Here is a 19,143-nt window from a genome sequence, read left to right on the forward strand (position 1 = left end):
GGGGGTCAGGCGGGTACGGCGGCGGCCTCGGCGAACAGCGCGGCGGCCGGGCTGCCGGGCTCCTCGCTGAGCAGGTCGGCGATCGTGACGCCGCCGAACACCGAGGCCAGCCGGGCGCGCAGGCCGCGCCAGAGCACCTCGAGCCGGTCGGCCGGCTCCGGATAGCCGGCCGCGGCCGGCACCTCGCCGTTGACCGTGAACAGCTCCCCGTCCACGGCGGCCACCACGTCGGCCAGGGAGATCTCGGCCGCCGCGCGGCCCAGCCAGTAGCCGCCCTCGCAGCCGCGCTGGCTGCGCACGAGCCCGGCCACCCGCAGGTCGCGCACGACGGACTTGAGGAACCGGTACGGAATCTGCTGCTGCGCCGCGATGCCCTCGCAGGTCAGCGGACGCGAGGCGTCGGCCGCCAAGGACACGAGCACGCGGACCGCGTAGTCGGTTCTCGCTGAGATGCGCATCGGGTCGAGTCTTCTCCTCACCGGGCGATCGCGGGCCCTCGCCCGCGCAACGGCTTGCGCGGGGCACCCTACCAAAATAGACTCCTCCTGGTGTCAATTGCTCGGCGTCCGCGGCACCGGACGCCTCAGGCCGCCGCGACGCTCCGTTCGCCGGCGGCTCCGTCTCCCCCTCCGCGCAGTCCGCCGAGCACCGAAGGTAGTTCATTCACCATGGCCACCGTTCTGACCGTTTCCGCGAGCCCCTCCGCGCATTCGAAGTCCGCCGCCACCCGCCGCCTCGTCGACGAGCAGCTCACCGCGCTCGGCCACAGCGTGCACGGGCTCGACGCCCGCGACCTGCCGCCCGCCCCGCTGCTCGGCGCCGACACCTCCCATCCCGCGATAGCCGAGGCGCTGGAGCTGTTCGAACGGGCGCAGGGGGTGGTCGTGGTGACGCCGGTGTATAAGGCATCGTATTCCGGGCTGCTCAAGACGCTGCTCGACCTGCTCCCCCAGTCCGGCCTGGCCAGGAAGGTCGTGCTGCCGCTGGCCACCGGCGGCACGACGGCGCACGTGCTGGCGATCGACTACGCGCTGCGCCCGGTGCTCAGCTCGCTGGGCTCGGCGCACGTCGTCCAGGGCTACTTCCTGCTGGACCAGCACATCACCCGCGAACCGGACGGCCGCGCCGTGTTCGGCGACGAGACCCGCGCCTCGCTCGGCCGCGCCGTCACCCGCTTCGCCGACGCGCTCGTGCTGCACCACGGCGACGGCGATGGCGAACGGGACGGGAACGGTGAGCAAGCTCCGCCGGAATTCGCCCTGAGCGCAGCCTGAGACACGGCCCGATGCGGCTACGATCGCCGCGTGAACGGATTGACGTATCCCGAGGTCGGCGCCACCCGCGGGGATGGGCCGTTGCCCGAGAACTACCACCGCCTGCGGCGTCGAATGCGCATCGGGAGCGGCGAGCGGGAGTTCCACGCGGCTACCGACGCGGTGCTCGAATGGCGGATGCACAAGGCGCTGCGCCTGCATCCGCAGACCGACCATGTGCGCGCCGAGCCCGAGGCGAACGTGTGGCTGCACATCGGCACCCGGCATCTCGTGCTGATCCGGGCGCACTGCCAGATCGTGTGGGTCGTCGACGAGCCGCGGCGCAAGGGCTTCGCATACGGCACGATGGCGCGGCATCCGGAGCGCGGCGAGGAGGCGTTCATCGTCGAGTGGGACGACGATGACTCCGTATGGCTGAGGGTCCGGGCGTTCAGCGTCGCCGCGAAGTGGTACACGAAGCTCGCCGGGCCGATCGCGCCGCTGTTCCAGCACGTATACGTACTCTGCTGCGGCGCCGTCTTGCGGCGGCTGCTGCGCGATCGGCACTGAGGACCACGACGCGGCGCGGGTTTTGCTCTACCTTGTCTGTGAAACGTTTTTATTCGAAGTTCATGAAGCACCGCAGCCCGACCGGACGAGTGCGACCCACACCCACGCTCGGGATCAACGATGATCCCCGTCCCCCAGGAGCAGCAGTATGCGAACAGCGTCGTTCTCCCACGCCCTGCGCCCTCGGCGCCGCGGCGGCGCGCTGATCACGGCGGCCATCGCCGTGGCCCTTGTCATGCCCGTCGGTGCCGCCGCCGCCCAGACGGCCACCTCCGACACGTCCCCGGTGAACCTGTCCAACTCCATCAACCTGGCGAACGGCAAGGCCGCGGCCGCGGCCACCGTCGTCGAGGGCGACGCCCGCTTCGAGGTGCTCGCCCCCGAGGTGATCCGGACGGAGTACTCGCCGACCGGCAGCTTCCTCGACGATCCGACCTTCGACATCATGGACCGGAACTTCACCGTCCCGGCGTACACCAGCAGCGTCTCCAACGGCTGGCTGACGATCACCACCAGCCAGATGACGTTCTCCTACCAGTTGGGCTCCGGTCCGTTCAGCACCGTCAACACCAAGATGCAACTGCTCGGCGCGCTGCCTCCGGGAGCCTCCGCGAACGTCACGCCGACCTGGGGTTCGGAGTGCACCTTCGGCCAGGCCTGCCAGGCCGGAGCGGCCACTCTGAGCGGCGGGGCGTCGATCGCGGGCAACCACCTGAACTACCTCAGCCCGGCCGGATTCGTCGCCGGCCTCGGCGCCAGCGGGGCGGACGCCTCCTGGCAGGTGCTCGGCGCGCCGGCCGGTTCGGCGAACGTGGCGATCCGGTACGCCAACAGCACCGGCGGCGACGGCAACAACGAGACGCGGACCGAGAGCCTGGTCGTCAACGGCGTCAGCACCCTGGTCAGCCTGCCGACGACGGCGAACTGGGACAGCTGGTCGACCGTCACCGTGCCGGTGACGCTGACCGCGGGCACCAACACCGTCGCAGTGGACTGCGTGAGCGGCGACAGCTGCAACGTCAACATCGATGACATCGCCGTAAACGCTTCCGGAGCGAGCGCGGCGCCGTTCCTTCCGGCGAATCCGCTCGGCGGGTACATCCGCTCCTACGACTCGGTCAACGGCTCGTACTCCGGCGGCACCCCGACGTGCGCGACCTGCGCCGCGAACATCCCGCAGATGGCCCCCGGGCTGCTCGACAAGTCCGGCTGGTATCTGCTCGACGACTCGAAGACCGCGGTGTGGACCTCGGACGGCTGGGTGGCCAACCGTCCGGCCGGGGACATCGAGGACGGATACCTGTTCGGCTACGGGCAGGACTACGCCGGGGCGCTGTCCGACCTGGCGAAGCTGACCGGGCCCGCGACCCTGCCCGACGAGTCGGTGTTCGGCAACTGGTTCTCCCAGTACGACCCCTACTCGACCGCGGCCTATGAGGGCACGATCCTCCCCCGGTTCCAGGCCAACGGCGTCTCCCTGGACGACCTGTCGGTCGACACGGACTGGAAGAGCCCGAACACCTGGAACGGCTGGGAGTGGAACCCCTCGCTCTTCCCGGATCCAACCGCGTTCACCGACTGGGCCGCGTCGCAGGATATTGACGTCGCCCTGAACGTCCACTCCGCCATCGCGACCAACGATCCGCTCTACGCGCAGGCCCAGAGCATCGCGGGCAACTCGCTGACCACCGTGTCGAGTTGCAACAACGGCGGCCCGTGCGCGGTATGGGACTGGGCGAACGTGGCGCAGGCCGAGTCGTACTTCGCCACCGCCGACCCGACGCAGAATTCCGTCGCGATGACCTGGCTCGACTGGTGCTGCGACGGCAGCGGAGTGTTCTCGCAGCCCGGCGTCACCCCCGACGCGTGGATCAATTACCTGACCGCCCAGCAGATGGTGAACGACGGCGAGCGCGGCTTCGACCTGTCCCGTGTCGGCGCGTCGAACCAGGCCTCGCAGGCCGGGGCGTACCCCGCGGGCCCGTGGGCCGATCACCGCTCGGCCATCGCGTTCACCGGCGACACCCAAGGCACCTGGAACACCCTGGCCAGCGAGGCGCAGCTTTCCCAGGACGAGGGCAGCATCGGCGAGCCGTACGTCAGCGACGACATCGGCAGCTTCCTGGGCAGCAACACCACCGGCAACGGCAACGACCCGGACGACCTCTACCTGCGCTGGCTGCAGCTCGGCACGTTCCAGCCGATCATGCGCGAACACTCGGACGAGGTCGACTGGGGCCAGAACGCGCGGTTGCCGTGGGAGTACGACGCCGCCACCCAGGCCGTCGGCGACCAGTTCATGCAGTTGCGCGAACAGCTCGTGCCCTATCTCTACACGCTGGCCGAGCAGGCGAGCAGCACCGGTATCCCGATGACGCAGGCGCTCTACCTCGACTATCCCGGCCAGGCCGCGGCCTACACCAACCCGACCGAGTACACGCTCGGGCCAGACGTACTGGTCGCTCCGGTCACCCAGCCCGGCGCCAGCGTCGCCACGCAGGTCTGGTTCCCGCCGGGCACCTGGCAGGACTACTTCACCGGCGCCACCTTCACCGGTCCGGGGACGCAGACCTTCAACGTACCCACCAGCCGGATGCCGGTGTTCGTCAAGGAAGGCGGCATCATTCCGCTGCAGCCGTCCAGCGGCCAGGCCCAGACCGCCGGCACCGCGCCGATCACCCTTCAGGTGCACGCCGGGGCCAACGGCACCTACTCGCTGTACGACGACACCGGAACCGGCCTGGGCTACCGGTCCGGGCAGTCCACCAGCACACCGATCGGCTACACCGAGAACGCCTCCGCGCACACCTCGACGCTCACCATCTCCCCCGCCGCCGGCTCGTACCCCGGCGAGCCCGCCAGCCGCACGTACACCCTCGACCTGGTCGACGAGTCGCAGCCCACCTCCGTCCAGATCAACGGACAGACGATCGCGACATCGCAGTGGACGTACAACGCGGCGACCGACACCCTGCAGGTCGCGGTCGGAGCGGTGTCGACCACGGCGAGCCTCACTGTCACCCAGGTCGGCGGCTCCCCCGTGCAACTGGCGGAGCCGAGCACCCCGCGGATCACCTTCGCCTCTCCGTCCAGCGCCGCGGCGGGTAAGCAGGTCACGATCACCGGAAGCGGCTTCGGCGCCAGCCAAGGCAGCAGCTACCTGACCTTCAGCGACAACGGCACCAACTGGGGCGCCCCGGGCGACGCCGCCTCCTTCACGATCAACAGCTGGAGCGACAGCGCCGTCACCTTCACCGTCCCCCAACCATCCGGCACGAACGGCCAGTGGGCCGTCACCCCCAACACCAGTGCCACCGTCTCGGTGACCACCGGCGGAGGAACCTCCAACACCACAACCACTGCCATCGGTTCCACCACCGCACCAGCCGGAGAGATCACCGGCTATCAGGGCTTGTGCATCGATGACCGCGGCGCGTTGACCACGAACTACAACCCGATCCAGGCCTACACCTGCAACAATTCCACCGCCCAGCAATGGACGGTCGGATCCGACGGCACGCTGCAGGTGCTCGGCATGTGCATGGACGTCAACGGCGGCAACACCACCAACGGCACCGTCGTCGACCTCTACACCTGCAACAGCACCGCTGCGCAGGACTGGGTGGCGCAGCCGAGCGGCGCTCTGGCCAACCCGCAGTCCGGAAAGTGCCTGGAGGACAACGGCAACGGCGGCTCCGGCACCCAACTGATCATCGAAGACTGCAACGGTCAGTCCGACCAGAAATGGACCCTGCCCTGACCACGGCTTCAGCGCGCATGGTCGGCCGCGTGTAGCGAGCCGAGCAGCGTGAGGCAGTCAGCGTGGGCACTGCCGGGTTCGGCGGTGCCCACGAGCAGTTGCAGCCCTGGCGAGCCCTGGCTGTCGAAGCTCTGGTAGGTCAGCTCGAACCGGCCGACCTGCGGGTGATTGAACACCTTCGACTTGCGGCCCAGGGAACCGACTTCGTGATCGTGCCAGAACGCCGCGAACTCCGGGCTGTTCGCGACGAGCTCCGCGACCAGCCCGGCCAGCAGCGGGTCCCGCGGCTCCCGGCCCGTGGCCAGGCGCAGCGCGTGCACGGTGTCGCGGGCGACGCTCGGCCACTCGGCGAACAGGTCTCGCGCGGCCGGGTCGTAGAACAGGGAGCGAACCATGTCACGCCGGTCGGTCAGCGGTGAGAGCAGCGCGTCGGCCAGATCATTGGCGGCGAGGACCTCGAGGCGGTGGTTGACGATGTAGGCGACGGCGGTGGGAAAGGCATCCATCAGCTGAAGCAGGCCGTCATCCAGCGCCGCATTCGGCGGGTTCACGAACGTAGGTCTCGGCGCGAGTCCGGCCAGCCGGTGGGCGTGCCGGTGCGCGTCCGGATCCAGCCGCAGGGCGCGGGCGAGGGCGTCGACCACCTGGCCGGATGGGTTGGTCTCCCTGCCCTGCTCCAGGCGCGCGTAGTAGTCCGCGCTGACCCCGGCCAGCACCGCGACCTCCTCGCGGCGCAGCCCCGCCACCCGCCGCGCTCCGCTCGACGGCAGGCCCACGTCCGCGGGCGTCAGCCGGGAGCGCCGCACGCGCAGGAACTCACCCAACTCGTAGTCGCCCACCACCCGATTCTACGGCCACCGTCTCGCAGGCACTCGGCACGAGCCTGGGTGCGGCGCACCTAGGAAGACACGTCCTTCCTTCCCGGCGAGACCCGGATGGATCCTGGGGACCTATCGATCGAAAGGCGTGCACAGTGGTGACGCAACAGCAGGTCGACGTATGGGTCATCGGATATGTGAAGGCCTGGCGGACCAACGCGGCCAAGGACATCACAGCGCTGTTCACCCCGACAGCCGAGTATCACGAATCGCCGTATGCCACCGACTGGATCGGGCGCGCGAACATCGCCGAGGGCTGGCAAAGCCGCGCGGCATGGCAGGAGGGCGGCTGGGACTTCGAGTGGTCCACTCTGATGATCACTGGAGACACCGCCGCCATCCGCGGCATCGGGACGTACAAGGAACTCGGCACCTTCAGCAACCTGTGGACCGTGACGTTCGACAAGAACGGCAAGTGCACCATGTTCCGAATGTGGAACAACCAGGAACCCGCGCGGGCTGGTTCAGCGCCGGATGGCAGCAGATGAACATCAGGCGCAGCCGGTCATCGGGCGCGGTGTCCTCCTGCGGCGCCGGGGCGTCGTCACTCGCGGCCTGACCGGCGGGGCCGTCCAGGTGATAGGCCCGCGCGTGCCGCTCGTCGCGCACGGACTCGCGGCGCAGCCTGTCGATGGCCCGGTTGCGGGCGGTCGTGACGATCCACGCACCGGGATTGGGCGGTTGTCCGTCCGCGGGCCGCGTGGCGGCCGCCACGGTGAACGCATCCTGGACCGCTTCCTCGGCGGCGTCGATATCGCCGAGGAAGCGGATCAGACCTGCGACGCAGCGACCGTACTCGCGGCGGAAGACGGCTTCGACCGTCGTCACCGCGCGAGAGTCCACGGCCGCCGCCCGGCCGCGGTCACCGTCACATCAGGAATTCGCCGCCGGACCGGCGCACGACGGTCGCCGACTCCGCCCCGATCAGGCCGCCTTGGAACACGAACGCGCCCGCCTCCGTCAGCTTCTCGCCCAACGCGTTCACGTCGGCCCACAGCTTCTCCACCTGATCCGGGGAGCGCCTTTCGGCATCGGCGCTGTAGAGCGCGAGCAGGTACTTCGCCATGACGATCACTCCCGGTAGCCACCAGGGGCCGGTCTCGCGCCGACCCTCACTCCCACTACGAAGTCGCAGGCGGCTCTAGTGGGCGGCCCGGCGGTAGCAGGCGAGGGCGAGCGGTCCGGTGAGTTCGCCGGCTACGCACTCGAACTCCGCGTACGCGGCGTCGTCCGCGAACAGCCGCTCGCCGGCGCCGACGACGGTGGGGACCGTGATCAGTCGGTACTCGTCGACCAGGTCCGCGGCGGCGAGCTGCCGCACGATGCTCACGCTGCCGAGCACGACCAAGTCGCGCTGCTCGCTCTTGACCGCTTCGACCACGTCGCCGCCGATCAGGTTCGAGTTCGACCATGCCGAGACGTCGACCTTCTTGCGGCTGGCGACGAGCTTGACCGCGGTGTTCATCCGGCCCGCGAACTCGCCCTCGCGCGCCGGCCACAGCCGCGAGAACTGCTGCCAGGTGCCGCGGCCGAGCAGCATGGCCCCCTCGTCGAGGATCCGGCCGATCTGGAACTTGTCGCCGTCGATGGCCCCGCGGCCGAAGCGGAACATCCAGCCGCCGTGCTCGGTGCCGCCGGAACCGTCCGGGTCGGCGACGACCCCGTCGAGGGTGACGAATGAGATGACGATGACGCTCATGATGGGACCCTCCAGTCCACTCGGTGATGCTCGCCGATACATACCGGCGGCATCGCCCGGACTCATCGCCCCGAGCGGAAACTCCGCGGAACCGAGCGGAATCAGCCGACCGAAATCCGCTCCGGCAGGCCGAAGGCGGCGAACACGCGCGGGTCGGCGAACACGACGTTGCCGGTGACCAGGCCGCCCTCCGAGATCGTGAAGACCTGCAGGCTGTGCGGCCGATAGACATCCCCGGCAGGCTCGACGTGGTAGCCGGCGAGCGCGGGCTGTCCGTTCGCGACGAGCACGCGGGTGAGCCAGCCGGATCCCCGCATCCGGAAAACCCGCTCCATGAACAGCCCGTAGTCCTCGCGGCCACGGAACCACAGCGGCACCGGCGGCATCTCGAGCACCGCGTCCTCGGCCAGCAAACGCACCAGCGCGGGCACGTCGGCCACCTCGAACGCCCGCGCGTACCGCTCGATCACCGCGCGCTGATCGGGGTCATCCGCCTCGCGTACGGCGTCGGCCTCGCCGGCGTCGCGCATCGTCGCCCGCGCCCGCTGCAGGGCGCTGTTGACCGCGGCGACAGTGGTCTCCAACTGCTGGGCGACTTCGGCGGCCGAGAACTCCAGAACCTCGCGCAGCACCAGCACCGCCCGCTGCCGCGCCGACAGGTGCTGCACCGCCGCGACCCAGGCAAGCCGCAGATCCGCCCGCGCCTCCACATCGAAGCGCGCGCTGGGAAAGGGCTCGAGCCACGGCACGTCGAGCGCGGGCGTCAAGGGCGTGCCGGCCGGGTCGTTGCCGGGCGCCCCAAGCCCCGAGGGCAGTGGCCGCCGAGCACGCCCCTCCAGTGCGGTCAGACACGCGTTGGTGGCGATCCGGTAGAGCCACGTGCGCACCGTCGCGCGCGCCGGGTCGTACCGGTCATGGGCCTTCCAGGCCCGCAGCAGCGTCTCCTGCACAAGGTCCTCGGCATCGTGGATCGAGCCCGTCATGCGGTAGCAGAACGCTGTCAGCTCACCCCGGTACGGCTCGAAGTCCACCACGCCAGCATGCCAGAGCGTGGTCCGGCAAGCGCGAAACGGCGCGTTGTCGTGGCGCAGTTTCTAGCTACCGGGGCGGCTGACCACTAGTGATGCGTGACAACGGATTGCGCAGGGTGTCTGCCTGAATACGCTCGGATTTGCAATTGGTCCAGACCAGTGCCATAGAATGACAGCGGCCACCGAGAACATCACGCACGGTAACAACCGTGGGAGGATCGCACACTCATGCCTGGCATCCGGCAGCCCACGCCGACCAGACACAAATACCTTGTCATCGCCGCGGATCTCGAGCACGCCATCCGGGAGCGGAAGCTCGGACCGGGGCACAACATACCTTCGGAGAGAGAACTGGCCGAACGCTACGCCACCACCCGGCAGACCGTGCGCGCCGCGATCGACCGGCTGCATACGGCCGGGCTCGTCCTCCGGGACCACCTGGGGACGTACGTTCTCGCGGCGGGCGGGGCCCGGCCCGGCAGCGATGTCGACTCGTGGCCGGGACCTTCCGAGCACTTCCCGGGCCTGCTGCTGCAGAGCGACGTCCTGCACTGCACCGGCCTGCTGACCGGCAGCACGCGCGCCCGCACGAGTACCCGGGCGAAGGACGACCGTGCGGTCGGCCACGCGCCCTATCTCTACCGCCACTGGGCCTATGCCCACGACGGGAGCATCGTGCAGAGCTCGGTGTCGTCCTTCCACCATCGGCTCGTCAGCCAGGCGCCGCCCTTGGCGAAGGCGGTTGCCCAGGTCTCCGCGGACGCTGAGAAAACCGCCGCGAAAGCACAGCCGAGAACCCGGCCGCCCGGAGTCGATCCGGATCTCGGGGAACTGCTCGGCTGGCTCAGCCTTCGATTCCCGGACGCGCAGCGGACCGACCAGGTGCGCGCGCTGCCGCATGCCACGCCGCATCCGATCCAGGGTGAGTCCCAGGATCTTGACCCGGCCGCCCACGTGCACGTCGAGCGCACCTTCGAGGACGCCGACGGACTCGTCCTGCTCCGCACCGTCTTCCGCGTCTTCGACGACGAGGCGCGCCTGACGTTCCAGCCCGGCGCCGCGGCTCCGGCGTCCGCCGCCGAACCCGGCGTCGAGCCGCCCTCGCAAAGCAGTGTCCTGCATATCAGTGATCGCGATCGCGCGTGGTTGGAGGCGTGGCTGCTGCCCGGATCCCCGGAGCGGACACTGGCCGGCCGCGCCCGGATCGTTCTGGGGTGCGCCAAATCCTCACCCCACCAGGTGGCGGCGGATTTGCACATCAGCGACGACCGGGTCCGCGCGTGGCTCGGCCGCTACGCGGCGGGCGGCATCGACGCGCTCCGGCAGCCGGTCCGCATACCACGCTCCGTGAAACGCGAGGCCCCCGACGGGTGAGCGACCGAGCATCGCCGCGGCGACCCAGCCGGATAAGATGATCAACGATGTGCCGCGCCGGCACCCGACCGGCGCAGCCGCGGTCGGTGGAAACGCGAAGGGGAGCAACGTGTTCGCAGTCAGGCCCTACCAGGACTCCGACGAGGCCGCGATGCGGGATATCTGCATGCGAACCGGCAACGCGGGCGGCGACGCGCGCGGCCTGTACCGGGACCAGGACCTGATCTCCGACATCTTCGCGATCCCCTACGCCGTACTCGAACCCGAATTCGCCTTCGTCGCGGACGACGGCGGCCGCGCGGTCGGGTACATCGTGGGCACCCCGGACACGGCGCGCTTCATCGAGCGCTTCCGCGAACAGTGGCTGCCGCGGGTGGCCGACCTGCACATCCAGCCGTCGGAACAGGACGACTTCGACGCCGATCCCGATGGCTGGATGGCCGCGCTGCTGCACAACCCGGAGCGGATGCTCAAGCCGGGCCTCGCCGCCTATCCGGCGCACCTGCACATCGACCTGCTGCCGCAGGCGCAGGGCAAGGGCGCCGGCAGAGCCCTGATGAACATGTTCCTGGCCGCCTTGAACGCGGCCGGCGCCGAGGCGGTCCACCTGTCCATGGCGACGTCGAACACCGGTGCCCGCGCGTTCTACGACCGGATGGGCTTCACCGAGATCCGGCTGCCTGACCAGTCCGCGGACCTGACCTACCTCATCCGCCCGACCGCGCAGGACGGCTGACCTCGGCGCGGCGTTCTCGGGTCACCCGCGCGGTTCTCACGAACCGGAGACCCCTACCGGCAGGGCCTTCGAACACCTTTCCAGTCAGCATCCTGACGCCGTCGGCGCGACGGAGAGCGCGCATTGACCTCAACGCCGCGGCTTTCAAGCGGAACCGGCGGCACCCGCGCATCGTCCAACTCGCATGACGAGACGTCGATCCATAGACCCGCTCTCCGCGATCGCGCCGGTCGCTCGGGTGGCCGCCGTCGGGCTGGTGGCCGCGGGTGGGCTGCTCGGCGGGCAACTTGTCCACGCGACGACCGATGTGGCCCAAGCCCCGGCCGCGGTCAAGGCCGCGCAGGATGCCGGATCCAGCCCAAACGCGCAGGCCGCGCTGCGGGAGGCGCGAACGCTGCTCGCCGCCGTTCACCTGCCGCCGGGTTCCTCGCGGCTCAGCGCGCGTCCCGCGAACGCCCCGACGCCGTCCTCCATGCCGTTCCTGAATCAGCGCCCTGAGCTGGTTACCCGGACGGAATGGTGGCAGAGCTCGCTGTCGCCCAGCGCACTGGCCGCCTGGCTCGGAGCGAACCCGCCGGCCGGCCTCATGTCTTCGCGGTCTGGTTCACCGACCTCCGTCTCCCCGTATTTCCTTACGGGCTATATGGAGAATGCATCCGGCGTCCTCGACCAGATCAACCTGTACGCCGAGGCCTTCACCCTGCCGGACGGCCGCACGACCGGACTCCAACTGATCGCGGCGGTCGTCTACCGGCCGGAGCGGACCGCACAGGAAACGGTGTCGGGCGCGACACAGATCGTGGCCACGCCGACGTTCCCCGGGCTCGGCGCGCGGGCCGCCGATGCGACCACGGTCACGAATCCGTCCGAGATCGCCCAGGTCGAGAAGATCATCAATGCCCTGCCCACACAGCCGCTCGGCACGTTCAACTGTCCGGAGGACACCGGCGGCAGCCTCGGCCTGACGTTCGAATCCGGCACGGGTGCCCGGCTCGCACAGGTCCAGATCGCAGCGAGCGGCTGTGGCAGTGCGACGGTGACCGCCGGCGGTAAGCAGCAGCCTGAGTTGGCGGGTAGCGGACCGACGGTTCAGCAGATCCAAACCATCATCGGTACGCACTGGCAACTGATGGTCGCGGCGCTCTGAAGGCGGCCGTGAGGATCCCCGCAGATTCGGGAGATCGTCACGGCCGCCTCAGTCGATACGGTCAGTCGGCCAGTGCGGCGAGCGCCGCCAACTTCTGGTCGACGTTCTCGGCGTGCTCGCGCGCGTCCTGCTTGGCCCGACGCGGGCTCCAGCGCCCGGTCATCAGCCAGATGAACGGCAGGAACACGATCTGGCCGGCGAAGCACACCCACCACCAGTGCTGCCACTGGATCGGGGACTGCTTCTGCGCCTGCTCCACCGCGGGCGCGTTGGCCTGCAGGTACTTGAGTTCGGCCACGACCTTCGGATCCTGCAGGCCCGGGCCGTACTGCCCGACCAGCGCCAGATCGGCCGCCGGCACCTGGCCGAGAGCGGTGAGCTGAGCGGCCGCCGTCTGAACCGGCTTGGCCTCCGTGGCCAACAGCGCCAGATCCGCCTGCGGCACCGCCGCGAGCGCCTGCAAGCGGGCCGTCGCCTGGGTGGCTGTCAGATGGAACGCCGCCGCGATCTCGCCGACCGCCTTGGCCTGGGCCGCCGCGTCGTTCGGGTTCGCCTGCAGCGCCGCCTGCGTCCCCGCGTCGATCGCCTGGGCCGTGGCCAGCTGCGTCGCGTCCTGGGCGCCGAGCGTTATCACCTTGGTGACGTCGCCGACCGGCAGCCCGGAGATCTCGCTGAGCGCCTGGGCCTGGGTGGCCGGGTCGCTCGGCGACGCGGCGAGCGCGGCCCGCGTCTGCGGGGTGAGTTTCTGCGCGGTGGCCAGTTGCGCCGAGTCCTGGGCGGCGATCGTCTGGACCCGGGTCGCGATCGTCGGATCGGCCGCCACGGCCCTGACCGTCGCGTTCTCGGCCGACGTGAGTCCCGGCGCCTGCCCGGCAGCCGCCGCGGCCACCTGCGAACCCTGATTCACCAGCGTGTTGGCGGCCGGGATCACCGCGATCAGCGCCAGCAGCGCCACCACGACGATCGTGCGCAGGGTCGCACCCCACACCGCGAGGCCGGTGGCCGTCGCCGCGGGGTTGTGCTTCTCCACGGTCTCGGTGAACGCGGCCATCCACGCGGCGAACGCGAACGCGCCGCCGATCGAGACGGGCATCAGGATGCCGACGAACTCGTAGTACGTCGTGCCCGGGTGCGTGGTCGCGATCGCGAACATCGCCACGCCGACCAGGCTCACCAGCCCGCCCAGCAGCATGAAGGGTTTGCGCACCTTGAGCAGGTCGGACAGGACTCCGGCGACCAGCAGGGCCACCGCGTTGATCCCCCAGTACCAGTTGGAAAGCGCGTTCGCCCGCGCCTCGGTGTAACCGAAGTTCGTGGCGTAGAAGACCACGAAGAAGCCGACCGCGATGTAGTAGAACAGCAGCGAAACGCTGACGGCGATCGCCGGCCCCACGATGTCCTTGCGCAGCATCTGCCGCCAGTGCCCGCTGAGCATCGCGTTCGGGTCGATGCCGCGCGCGTTCGCCTCGATCAGGGCCTTGTCGCGCAGGCTCACCATCAGCTGGTCGCGCAACTGCGGTGCGAGCTCGCGCAGGCCGACGAAGGCGATCACGAACATCGCGACGCCCACCACTCCGCACACCCGGAACTGGTACTGCCAGTCCGGATGCGAGCCGAGGGTGTGGCTGGCCACCTCGCTCACCACGAGGCTGCCGAGCACCGGGCCCATCGTCCAGAAGCACATCGCCGAGGCACGCCCGAGTTGCGGCGAGAAGTCGCGGATCAGCGCGGGCGTGGCGACCAGGATCATCCCCTCGACGAAGCTGACCACGGCGAACAGCACCAGGTAGACCCACTTGTCGGTGGCGTTCGCCAGCCCGAACAGCACCAGCACGCCCGTCGCCGCGAGGCCGTAGACCACGAGGTTCGCCCGTCCCCAGCGGTCGGCCAGGCCCGCGACCACGGAGGCGAACGCGCCGACCCCGTTGCCCACGATGGAGATCGCGATCAGGTAGACGAGCGTCATGTGCAGGTTGGCCGCGAGCGCGGTGGCCACCGAGCCCTGGACGTAGAGCTCGTAGTACAGAGTGATCGTCGCGAGGACGACGATGATCAGATACATCGCACGCGGCCCGGTGGACGGGTAGTGGTCCAGTTGCCGGCCCCAGATGCCGCCTCTGGCCTGGACGGCCGGGGCCGCGGGCGCTGAGCGGGCTGAGCTTCTCGCCATTGAGGTGCCCTTCCATTGCGGATGATCTAACTAAGCGCTTGCTTATTTCCGTGTCCGTGCGGCGGTGCCTCCCCGGCGAGGGCCGGGGAGCGTATCAGGATCTTTCTCGATTGCGGCGGGACCCGTGCGGCTCAGGTCCTCCTCGGACGGTCGGATCCTCGTTGATCCGGCGGCGAGCGGTGCGGGGTATCGCAGAGAATGGCACCTAAGACCAGCGCGTGCAACACTTCTGGAAGATGTTTCAGCGTTCCGCGCCCAGGAGTCGCCGGGAGGCACGATGTCCGCGCCCGACGCGGTGGAACGAGCCGCGCGCTGGTTCATCGACTGTCGGCGCCTTGACATGCAGGGCCTCGCCGACGAACTCGGCGTGTCCCGAGCCACCCTCTTCCGCCGCGTCGGCGGCCGGGAGGAACTGCTCGGCCGCGCCCTGTGGGCGGTGACGGAGCGCTCCCTCGCCGTGGCCGCGAAGCGGTGGGAACGCGAGAGGCCCGCCGACGCCCTGCACACCACCGGTTCACTGCGTCATTTCAACGCGATCGTCGCCGAGTCCAAGGGCCTGCGCCGCCTCATCGACGAGGAGCAGGCACTCGCCATGAGGATCCTGACGGACCCCCGCGGCCGCATCCAGCCCGGCGTCGTCGGCGCGGTCGAGGCCGCGCTGCGCTGGGACATGAAGGAATTCGGACTCGAACCGATCATCGAGCCCGAAGATCTCGCGTACGCGCTGGTCCGAATCGGGGAATCGTTCCTGTACGCCGACGGGTTGGCCGCCCGCGAGCCCGACGTGGAGAAGGCGAACCGACTCCAACGCGCCCTGATCGAGGCTTGAAAACCCTTTGCCGCGCGGAGATCGCGCTTACTACCGTCCTAGGGTGACGTACTTGAGCCCGCTCGCGTATCTTCTCGGCCTCGAAGGCGTCGCCCTGTTGCGCGGCATGCGCGACGGCACCGGCGACCAGGCGTTCGTCGAGGCTCGCATCGCTGAAATCCGCGAGCTGCTCGCCGATCCGACGCTGTTGGAAGCCGAGGGCGTGGACGCCGTGGCGGGCGGCATCAGCACCGAGGAGGTCTATAACGGGTGGGCTGAGAGCTATGACGGCCCGAACTCGATGATCGACTTCGAGCAGCCACTGGTGCGCGAGATCTTGGCCGCTCTTCCCGTGGGCACGGCCCTTGATGCTGCTTGCGGCACCGGTCGGCACGCGGCATACCTTGCCGAGCTCGGCCACCGCGTGATCGGGGTGGATGCGAACGCTGAGATGCTCGCGGTCGCCGCGAAGAAGCTGCCGGAGTTGGAACTGCACCTGAGTGACCTGGAAGCGCTTCCCCTGGCCGAGGACTCGGTGGACCTGATCGTGTGCGCGCTGGCTCTGTGCCACATCCCCGACCTCACTCCGGTCTTCGCCGAATTCGCGCGCGTGCTGCGACCGGGCGGGCACCTCGTCATCTCGGATCCGCACCAGCTGCTGTCCTACGTGCGGCCCACTCTGCCGCGTAAGCCCGGCGACGGGCGCCCCTCGACCCTCGCCGAGTATCACCGTCCGCTCAGCGCCTATCTCGCCGCGGCGCTGCCGCTCGGGTTCGAGGTCAGGCACTGTGCCGAGCCGCAGCCGCACCGCGCCCGCCGGTCGGACCGGCCCGCGACGCGGCCGCCGATGCCGACCGAGGTCGGCTGGGAGCTGCTCGATCAGGTGCCCGCGGCCGCGGCTGTAGCCTTCGACGTCCCGCCGATCGTCATCGTGCGACTTCAGCTGCGTCCTGCGTAGGCTCGGGCGCGGATTCCGGCTCGGGCTCGGCGTGCAGGATCCCGGCGGCCACGGCGGCGACCACCAGGAGCAGGGCCGGGAGCAGGAAGGTGTGGTTGAGCGACAGGAGATGGGTCATCCAGCCGATCACCGCCGGGCCGGCGAGCATTCCGAGGTAGCCGAGGCCGGCGACTCGGGAGACGTTGGTCCCGGCGGCGGCGGGGTCGGTGTGTCCGGCGGCGCTGAACAGCTGCGGCACGCAGCCGGACAGGCCGAGTCCGAACAGCGCCCATCCCGCCAGGGCCATCCAGATCCACGGTGAGAGGGCCACGACCGTCAGACCGACGGCGCCGGTGGCCGCGCCGTAGCGAAGGACGGACGCCGATCCGAACCGCCTGGAGGCGCGATCGGCCAGCATCCGGCCTATGGTCATCGTCGCCGCGTAGGTGCCGTAGGCGAAGGCCGCGGTACTCGCCGGAGCGCCGAGGATGGTTTTGGCCTCCAGGGCGCTCCAGTCGTTGGCGACTCCCTCGCACAACATGCACATCAGCGCCAAGGCGGCGAGGATCCAGATGCGCCGAGGAACGGTCCGACGCTTCGCCGCCGGTTCTCCCAGGCGCTGCGCGGCCGTGGGGTCGGGCGCCGGGGCGGTCGGCGTGGCCGCGAGCAGACTGCGCGCCGGTATCAGGGCGACGACGATGCCGACCGCACCCGCGGCACCGAGTGTCGCGGCCGGGCTCATCCCGGCGCTGGTCGCCCGCGCCCCGACGAGGGCGGCGATGACCCCGCCGACGGAGAAGGTCGCGTGGAAGGCCGACATGACCGGCCGGTTGTAGGCCTTCTCCACGTGCACCGCGTGGGCGTTCATGCTCACATCCAGGCAGCCGTTGGCGAAGCCGAAGACGAGGAGCGCGCCCGCCAGCTCCCAGGGATTTCGGGCGAGCCCGGGCAGCACGAGGGCCGCGCCGCACAGCACCCCGGCCGCGGGGACCACCGCGCGGGTGCCGAGGCGGTCGGCCAGTCGGCCGGCGATCTGCATGCCGATGAAGGCGCCGAGGCCGAGGAGCACCAGCAGGCTCCCCAGCGTCGCGTGGCTGATCCCCACGCGCTTCTCGACGGTGGGGATCTGCACCAGCCACATGCCCATCAAGGTGCCGTCGAGGACGAAGTAGACGAAGGTCGCCACGCGGGCGGCTCGGAGCGCACGTTCCATACCGACCACCATAACGAACAACCTCGGTGTTTGAACACCGCCTTTGCGAACAGCTTGCATGTTCGATCCGGGCAGTGTTCAATCGTGGGCATGAGCAATGCGGACCGGCACCGGCTGATCGCCCAGGCCGTCAAGGAGTCGGGCAGCGCCACGGTTCCGGAACTCGCCGAGCTGACCGGCGCCTCGGAGATGACCATCCGGCGCGACCTCGACGCACTGGCCGCACAGGGGATCGTCGAACGATTCCGCGGCGGGGCACGCAACCTGCTGCTTCGGGGCGAGGAGCCGCCCTTCGCGCTGCGCGCGCACGAGGCTCTCGACGCCAAGCGGCGGATCGCCGCCGAGGTCTCCATGCTCATCGCCGACGGCGAGACCGTCCTCCTCGACAGCGGCACCACGTGCCTGGAGGTCGCCCGAATGCTGCACGGCCGACAGGTCACCGTGATGCCGTTGTCACTGCAGGCCATCCACGTACTCAGCGACGCCCCCGCCCCGACCACGCTGATGGTGCCGGGTGGACGGCCCCGCAACGGTGAGGGCGCCCTCACCGGCCCCCTCACGCTCGCCTCGCTGGCGGCACTGCGATTCGATACCGCGATCGTCGGCTGCTGCGGCCTGAGCGCCGCCGAGGGCTTGACCGCCTACGACCTCGACGACGCGGCGGTGAAGAAGGCGATCATCGCCTCAACGCGCCGCGTCATCGCCGCCGCCGACGGCAGCAAACTCGGCCGTACCGCCCACGCCTACGTCGGACCCTCCGCGCTCGTGCACACCCTCGTCACCGACACCACCGCGCCGCCCGACGAAGTAGCGGCGCTCGATGGAGCCGGCACCGTGGTCAAAACCGCCTGACGAAGATCCCTGGCCGGACTACATCCGACATGCCGTCCGGTCAACAGCCCGCGAGAAATTGGTCCAGACCATAGGGGATCGTTGCGCGCGCGTGCTGAAACATGATTCTGTTTCAGGCCTTGGTTCCGGGAACGGCCACCCCCGCCCGACCGAAGCCGACACCGCCCTTGACCGGCCATTGCGCGCCTGACCGCGCCACCCCGGAGGTCTTGACGGCTCAGCTGGACTAGACCATTCTCACACCGTACGCGATGCCACGGCGACGCATCGGGTACGCGGATCGCAGCCCCCTGTGACGCACCATGCGTGCGACAGGCCCGGCACAACGCTGCCTTTTCGCGGATCCGGGCGCCTCCGCGTGGGCCGGAATACCCACCCGGATGCGGCAGAGGCGGCTGACGTAGCCGTGGTCGCGCACTTACATCAGGGCTCAACACCGCGCATGAAGCGAGGAACCCACCGGATGAAACTCACAAGGAATTCACTGTTCCGCACCGTCCACCGCCGCGCCGTGGCCGTGCTCGGAGCCGTCGTGCTCCTGGCCGGCTTCGGGGTGAGCGCCGCGAGCGTCGCGCAGGCTGCCAGTGGTACCGGGCAGATCACCGGCTATCAGGGCCTGTGTCTCGATGACCGCAGCGCGAGTTCGGCCGATTCCAACCCGATCCAGGTCTACACCTGCAACGGCACCGGCGCTCAGCAGTGGACCGTCGGATCG

18 protein-coding genes and 1 pseudogene are annotated in these 19,143 nt (G+C 69.7%); 11 read left to right on the forward strand and 8 right to left on the reverse strand.

What is annotated here, in order from left to right; translation table 11 throughout:
- Positions 1-5: 5 nt before the first annotated feature.
- Positions 6-458: an Rrf2 family transcriptional regulator gene (locus tag VG296_RS20515; RefSeq protein WP_325567983.1), complete on the reverse strand. Its 453-nt coding sequence runs from the start codon at positions 456-458 to the stop codon at positions 6-8.
- 210 nt (positions 459-668) lie between these two features.
- Here VG296_RS20515 and ssuE point away from each other — a divergent pair, with 210 nt between their 5' ends.
- The 3 genes from ssuE (at position 669) to VG296_RS20530 (ending at position 5,583) form a co-directional block, all read left to right on the forward strand.
- Positions 669-1,274: an NADPH-dependent FMN reductase gene (gene ssuE / locus VG296_RS20520; protein WP_325567985.1), complete on the forward strand. Its 606-nt coding sequence runs from the start codon at positions 669-671 to the stop codon at positions 1,272-1,274.
- Between the two features lie 30 nt (positions 1,275-1,304).
- A complete protein-coding gene (locus VG296_RS20525) occupies positions 1,305-1,823 on the forward strand; it encodes a DUF1990 domain-containing protein (protein ID WP_325567987.1) in 519 nt (172 codons plus the stop codon).
- A 148-nt stretch (positions 1,824-1,971) separates the two neighbouring features.
- Positions 1,972-5,583, forward strand: a complete 3,612-nt coding sequence (locus VG296_RS20530; protein WP_325567989.1) for a TIM-barrel domain-containing protein — start codon at positions 1,972-1,974, stop codon at positions 5,581-5,583.
- 8 nt (positions 5,584-5,591) lie between these two features.
- On the opposite strand, the gene VG296_RS20535 is transcribed toward VG296_RS20530, so the two are convergent.
- Entirely contained in the window at positions 5,592-6,422 is an 831-nt protein-coding gene (locus VG296_RS20535; protein WP_325567991.1) for a helix-turn-helix transcriptional regulator, read from the reverse strand.
- A 137-nt stretch (positions 6,423-6,559) separates the two neighbouring features.
- Between VG296_RS20535 and VG296_RS20540 the strand changes: the two genes are divergently transcribed.
- Positions 6,560-6,949 carry a nuclear transport factor 2 family protein gene (locus VG296_RS20540; protein WP_325567993.1) on the forward strand — a complete coding sequence of 130 codons (390 nt, stop codon included), beginning with the start codon at positions 6,560-6,562 and terminating at the stop codon, positions 6,947-6,949.
- Here VG296_RS20540 and VG296_RS20545 read toward each other — a convergent pair.
- The 4 genes and pseudogenes from VG296_RS20545 to VG296_RS20560 form a co-directional block, all read right to left on the reverse strand.
- Positions 6,909-7,289 (reverse strand): annotated as a pseudogene (locus VG296_RS20545) (sigma factor); the annotation flags it as partial. The gene VG296_RS20540 and the pseudogene VG296_RS20545 overlap by 41 nt on opposite strands.
- A 40-nt stretch (positions 7,290-7,329) precedes the next feature.
- Positions 7,330-7,527, reverse strand: a complete 198-nt coding sequence (locus VG296_RS20550) for a hypothetical protein (protein WP_325567997.1) — start codon at positions 7,525-7,527, stop codon at positions 7,330-7,332.
- A 75-nt stretch (positions 7,528-7,602) separates the two neighbouring features.
- The gene (locus VG296_RS20555; protein ID WP_325567999.1) at positions 7,603-8,160 is read right to left on the reverse strand and encodes a dihydrofolate reductase family protein; all 558 of its coding nucleotides are present in this window, start codon (positions 8,158-8,160) and stop codon (positions 7,603-7,605) included.
- Between the two features lie 101 nt (positions 8,161-8,261).
- Positions 8,262-9,191, reverse strand: coding sequence for a sigma-70 family RNA polymerase sigma factor (locus VG296_RS20560; protein WP_325568001.1), 930 nt, complete (start codon positions 9,189-9,191; stop codon positions 8,262-8,264).
- Between the two features lie 228 nt (positions 9,192-9,419).
- Here VG296_RS20560 and VG296_RS20565 point away from each other — a divergent pair, with 228 nt between their 5' ends.
- The 3 genes from VG296_RS20565 (at position 9,420) to VG296_RS20575 (ending at position 12,448) form a co-directional block, all read left to right on the forward strand.
- The gene (locus VG296_RS20565; protein ID WP_325568003.1) at positions 9,420-10,565 is read left to right on the forward strand and encodes a GntR family transcriptional regulator; all 1,146 of its coding nucleotides are present in this window, start codon (positions 9,420-9,422) and stop codon (positions 10,563-10,565) included.
- A 151-nt stretch (positions 10,566-10,716) separates the two neighbouring features.
- Positions 10,717-11,301 (forward strand): GNAT family N-acetyltransferase, encoded by a 585-nt coding sequence (locus tag VG296_RS20570; RefSeq protein WP_349259641.1) that lies wholly within the window; start codon positions 10,717-10,719, stop codon positions 11,299-11,301.
- Between the two features lie 184 nt (positions 11,302-11,485).
- Complete coding sequence (locus VG296_RS20575) at positions 11,486-12,448, forward strand: hypothetical protein (protein WP_325568007.1); 963 nt, start codon at positions 11,486-11,488, stop codon at positions 12,446-12,448.
- Between the two features lie 61 nt (positions 12,449-12,509).
- Here VG296_RS20575 and VG296_RS20580 read toward each other — a convergent pair whose 3' ends face one another.
- Complete coding sequence (locus tag VG296_RS20580; RefSeq protein WP_325568009.1) at positions 12,510-14,618, reverse strand: MFS transporter; 2,109 nt, start codon at positions 14,616-14,618, stop codon at positions 12,510-12,512.
- Positions 14,619-14,895: 277 nt separating this feature from the next.
- Here VG296_RS20580 and VG296_RS20585 point away from each other — a divergent pair, with 277 nt between their 5' ends.
- Positions 14,896-15,447 carry a QsdR family transcriptional regulator gene (locus VG296_RS20585; RefSeq protein WP_325568011.1) on the forward strand — a complete coding sequence of 184 codons (552 nt, stop codon included), beginning with the start codon at positions 14,896-14,898 and terminating at the stop codon, positions 15,445-15,447.
- A 43-nt stretch (positions 15,448-15,490) separates the two neighbouring features.
- Complete coding sequence (locus tag VG296_RS20590) at positions 15,491-16,384, forward strand: class I SAM-dependent methyltransferase (protein WP_325568013.1); 894 nt, start codon at positions 15,491-15,493, stop codon at positions 16,382-16,384.
- Here the strand turns inward: VG296_RS20590 and VG296_RS20595 are convergent.
- Positions 16,353-17,576: an MFS transporter gene (locus VG296_RS20595; RefSeq protein ID WP_325568015.1), complete on the reverse strand. Its 1,224-nt coding sequence runs from the start codon at positions 17,574-17,576 to the stop codon at positions 16,353-16,355. The two genes, VG296_RS20590 and VG296_RS20595, sit on opposite strands and share 32 nt — an antisense overlap.
- A 90-nt stretch (positions 17,577-17,666) precedes the next feature.
- On the opposite strand from VG296_RS20595, the gene VG296_RS20600 reads away from it, so the two are divergent.
- Together VG296_RS20600 and VG296_RS20605 are read left to right on the forward strand one after the other, a co-directional pair.
- A complete protein-coding gene (locus tag VG296_RS20600; RefSeq protein ID WP_325568017.1) occupies positions 17,667-18,428 on the forward strand; it encodes a DeoR/GlpR family DNA-binding transcription regulator in 762 nt (253 codons plus the stop codon).
- A gap of 463 nt (positions 18,429-18,891) precedes the next feature.
- A partial coding sequence (locus tag VG296_RS20605; protein ID WP_325568019.1) for a ricin-type beta-trefoil lectin domain protein occupies positions 18,892-19,143 on the forward strand: 252 nt, incomplete at its 3' end.

This window comes from Actinospica sp., assembly GCF_035552695.1.
Classification (GTDB): domain Bacteria; phylum Actinomycetota; class Actinomycetes; order Streptomycetales; family Catenulisporaceae; genus Actinospica.

Bases quoted from the DNA above. Each gene is read 5' to 3' on its own strand.
- VG296_RS20515 (WP_325567983.1), bottom strand. From the start codon at position 458: ATGCGCATCTCAGCGAGAACCGACTACGCGGTCCGCGTGCTCGTGTCC.
- ssuE (WP_325567985.1), top strand. From the start codon at position 669: ATGGCCACCGTTCTGACCGTTTCCGCGAGCCCCTCCGCGCATTCGAAG.
- VG296_RS20530 (WP_325567989.1), top strand. From the start codon at position 1,972: ATGCGAACAGCGTCGTTCTCCCACGCCCTGCGCCCTCGGCGCCGCGGC.
- VG296_RS20550 (WP_325567997.1), bottom strand. From the start codon at position 7,527: ATGGCGAAGTACCTGCTCGCGCTCTACAGCGCCGATGCCGAAAGGCGC.
- VG296_RS20555 (WP_325567999.1), bottom strand. From the start codon at position 8,160: ATGAGCGTCATCGTCATCTCATTCGTCACCCTCGACGGGGTCGTCGCC.
- VG296_RS20565 (WP_325568003.1), top strand. From the start codon at position 9,420: ATGCCTGGCATCCGGCAGCCCACGCCGACCAGACACAAATACCTTGTC.
- VG296_RS20570 (WP_349259641.1), top strand. From the start codon at position 10,717: ATGCGGGATATCTGCATGCGAACCGGCAACGCGGGCGGCGACGCGCGC.
- VG296_RS20575 (WP_325568007.1), top strand. From the start codon at position 11,486: ATGACGAGACGTCGATCCATAGACCCGCTCTCCGCGATCGCGCCGGTC.
- VG296_RS20580 (WP_325568009.1), bottom strand. From the start codon at position 14,618: ATGGCGAGAAGCTCAGCCCGCTCAGCGCCCGCGGCCCCGGCCGTCCAG.
- VG296_RS20585 (WP_325568011.1), top strand. From the start codon at position 14,896: ATGTCCGCGCCCGACGCGGTGGAACGAGCCGCGCGCTGGTTCATCGAC.
- VG296_RS20595 (WP_325568015.1), bottom strand. From the start codon at position 17,576: ATGGAACGTGCGCTCCGAGCCGCCCGCGTGGCGACCTTCGTCTACTTC.
- VG296_RS20600 (WP_325568017.1), top strand. From the start codon at position 17,667: ATGAGCAATGCGGACCGGCACCGGCTGATCGCCCAGGCCGTCAAGGAG.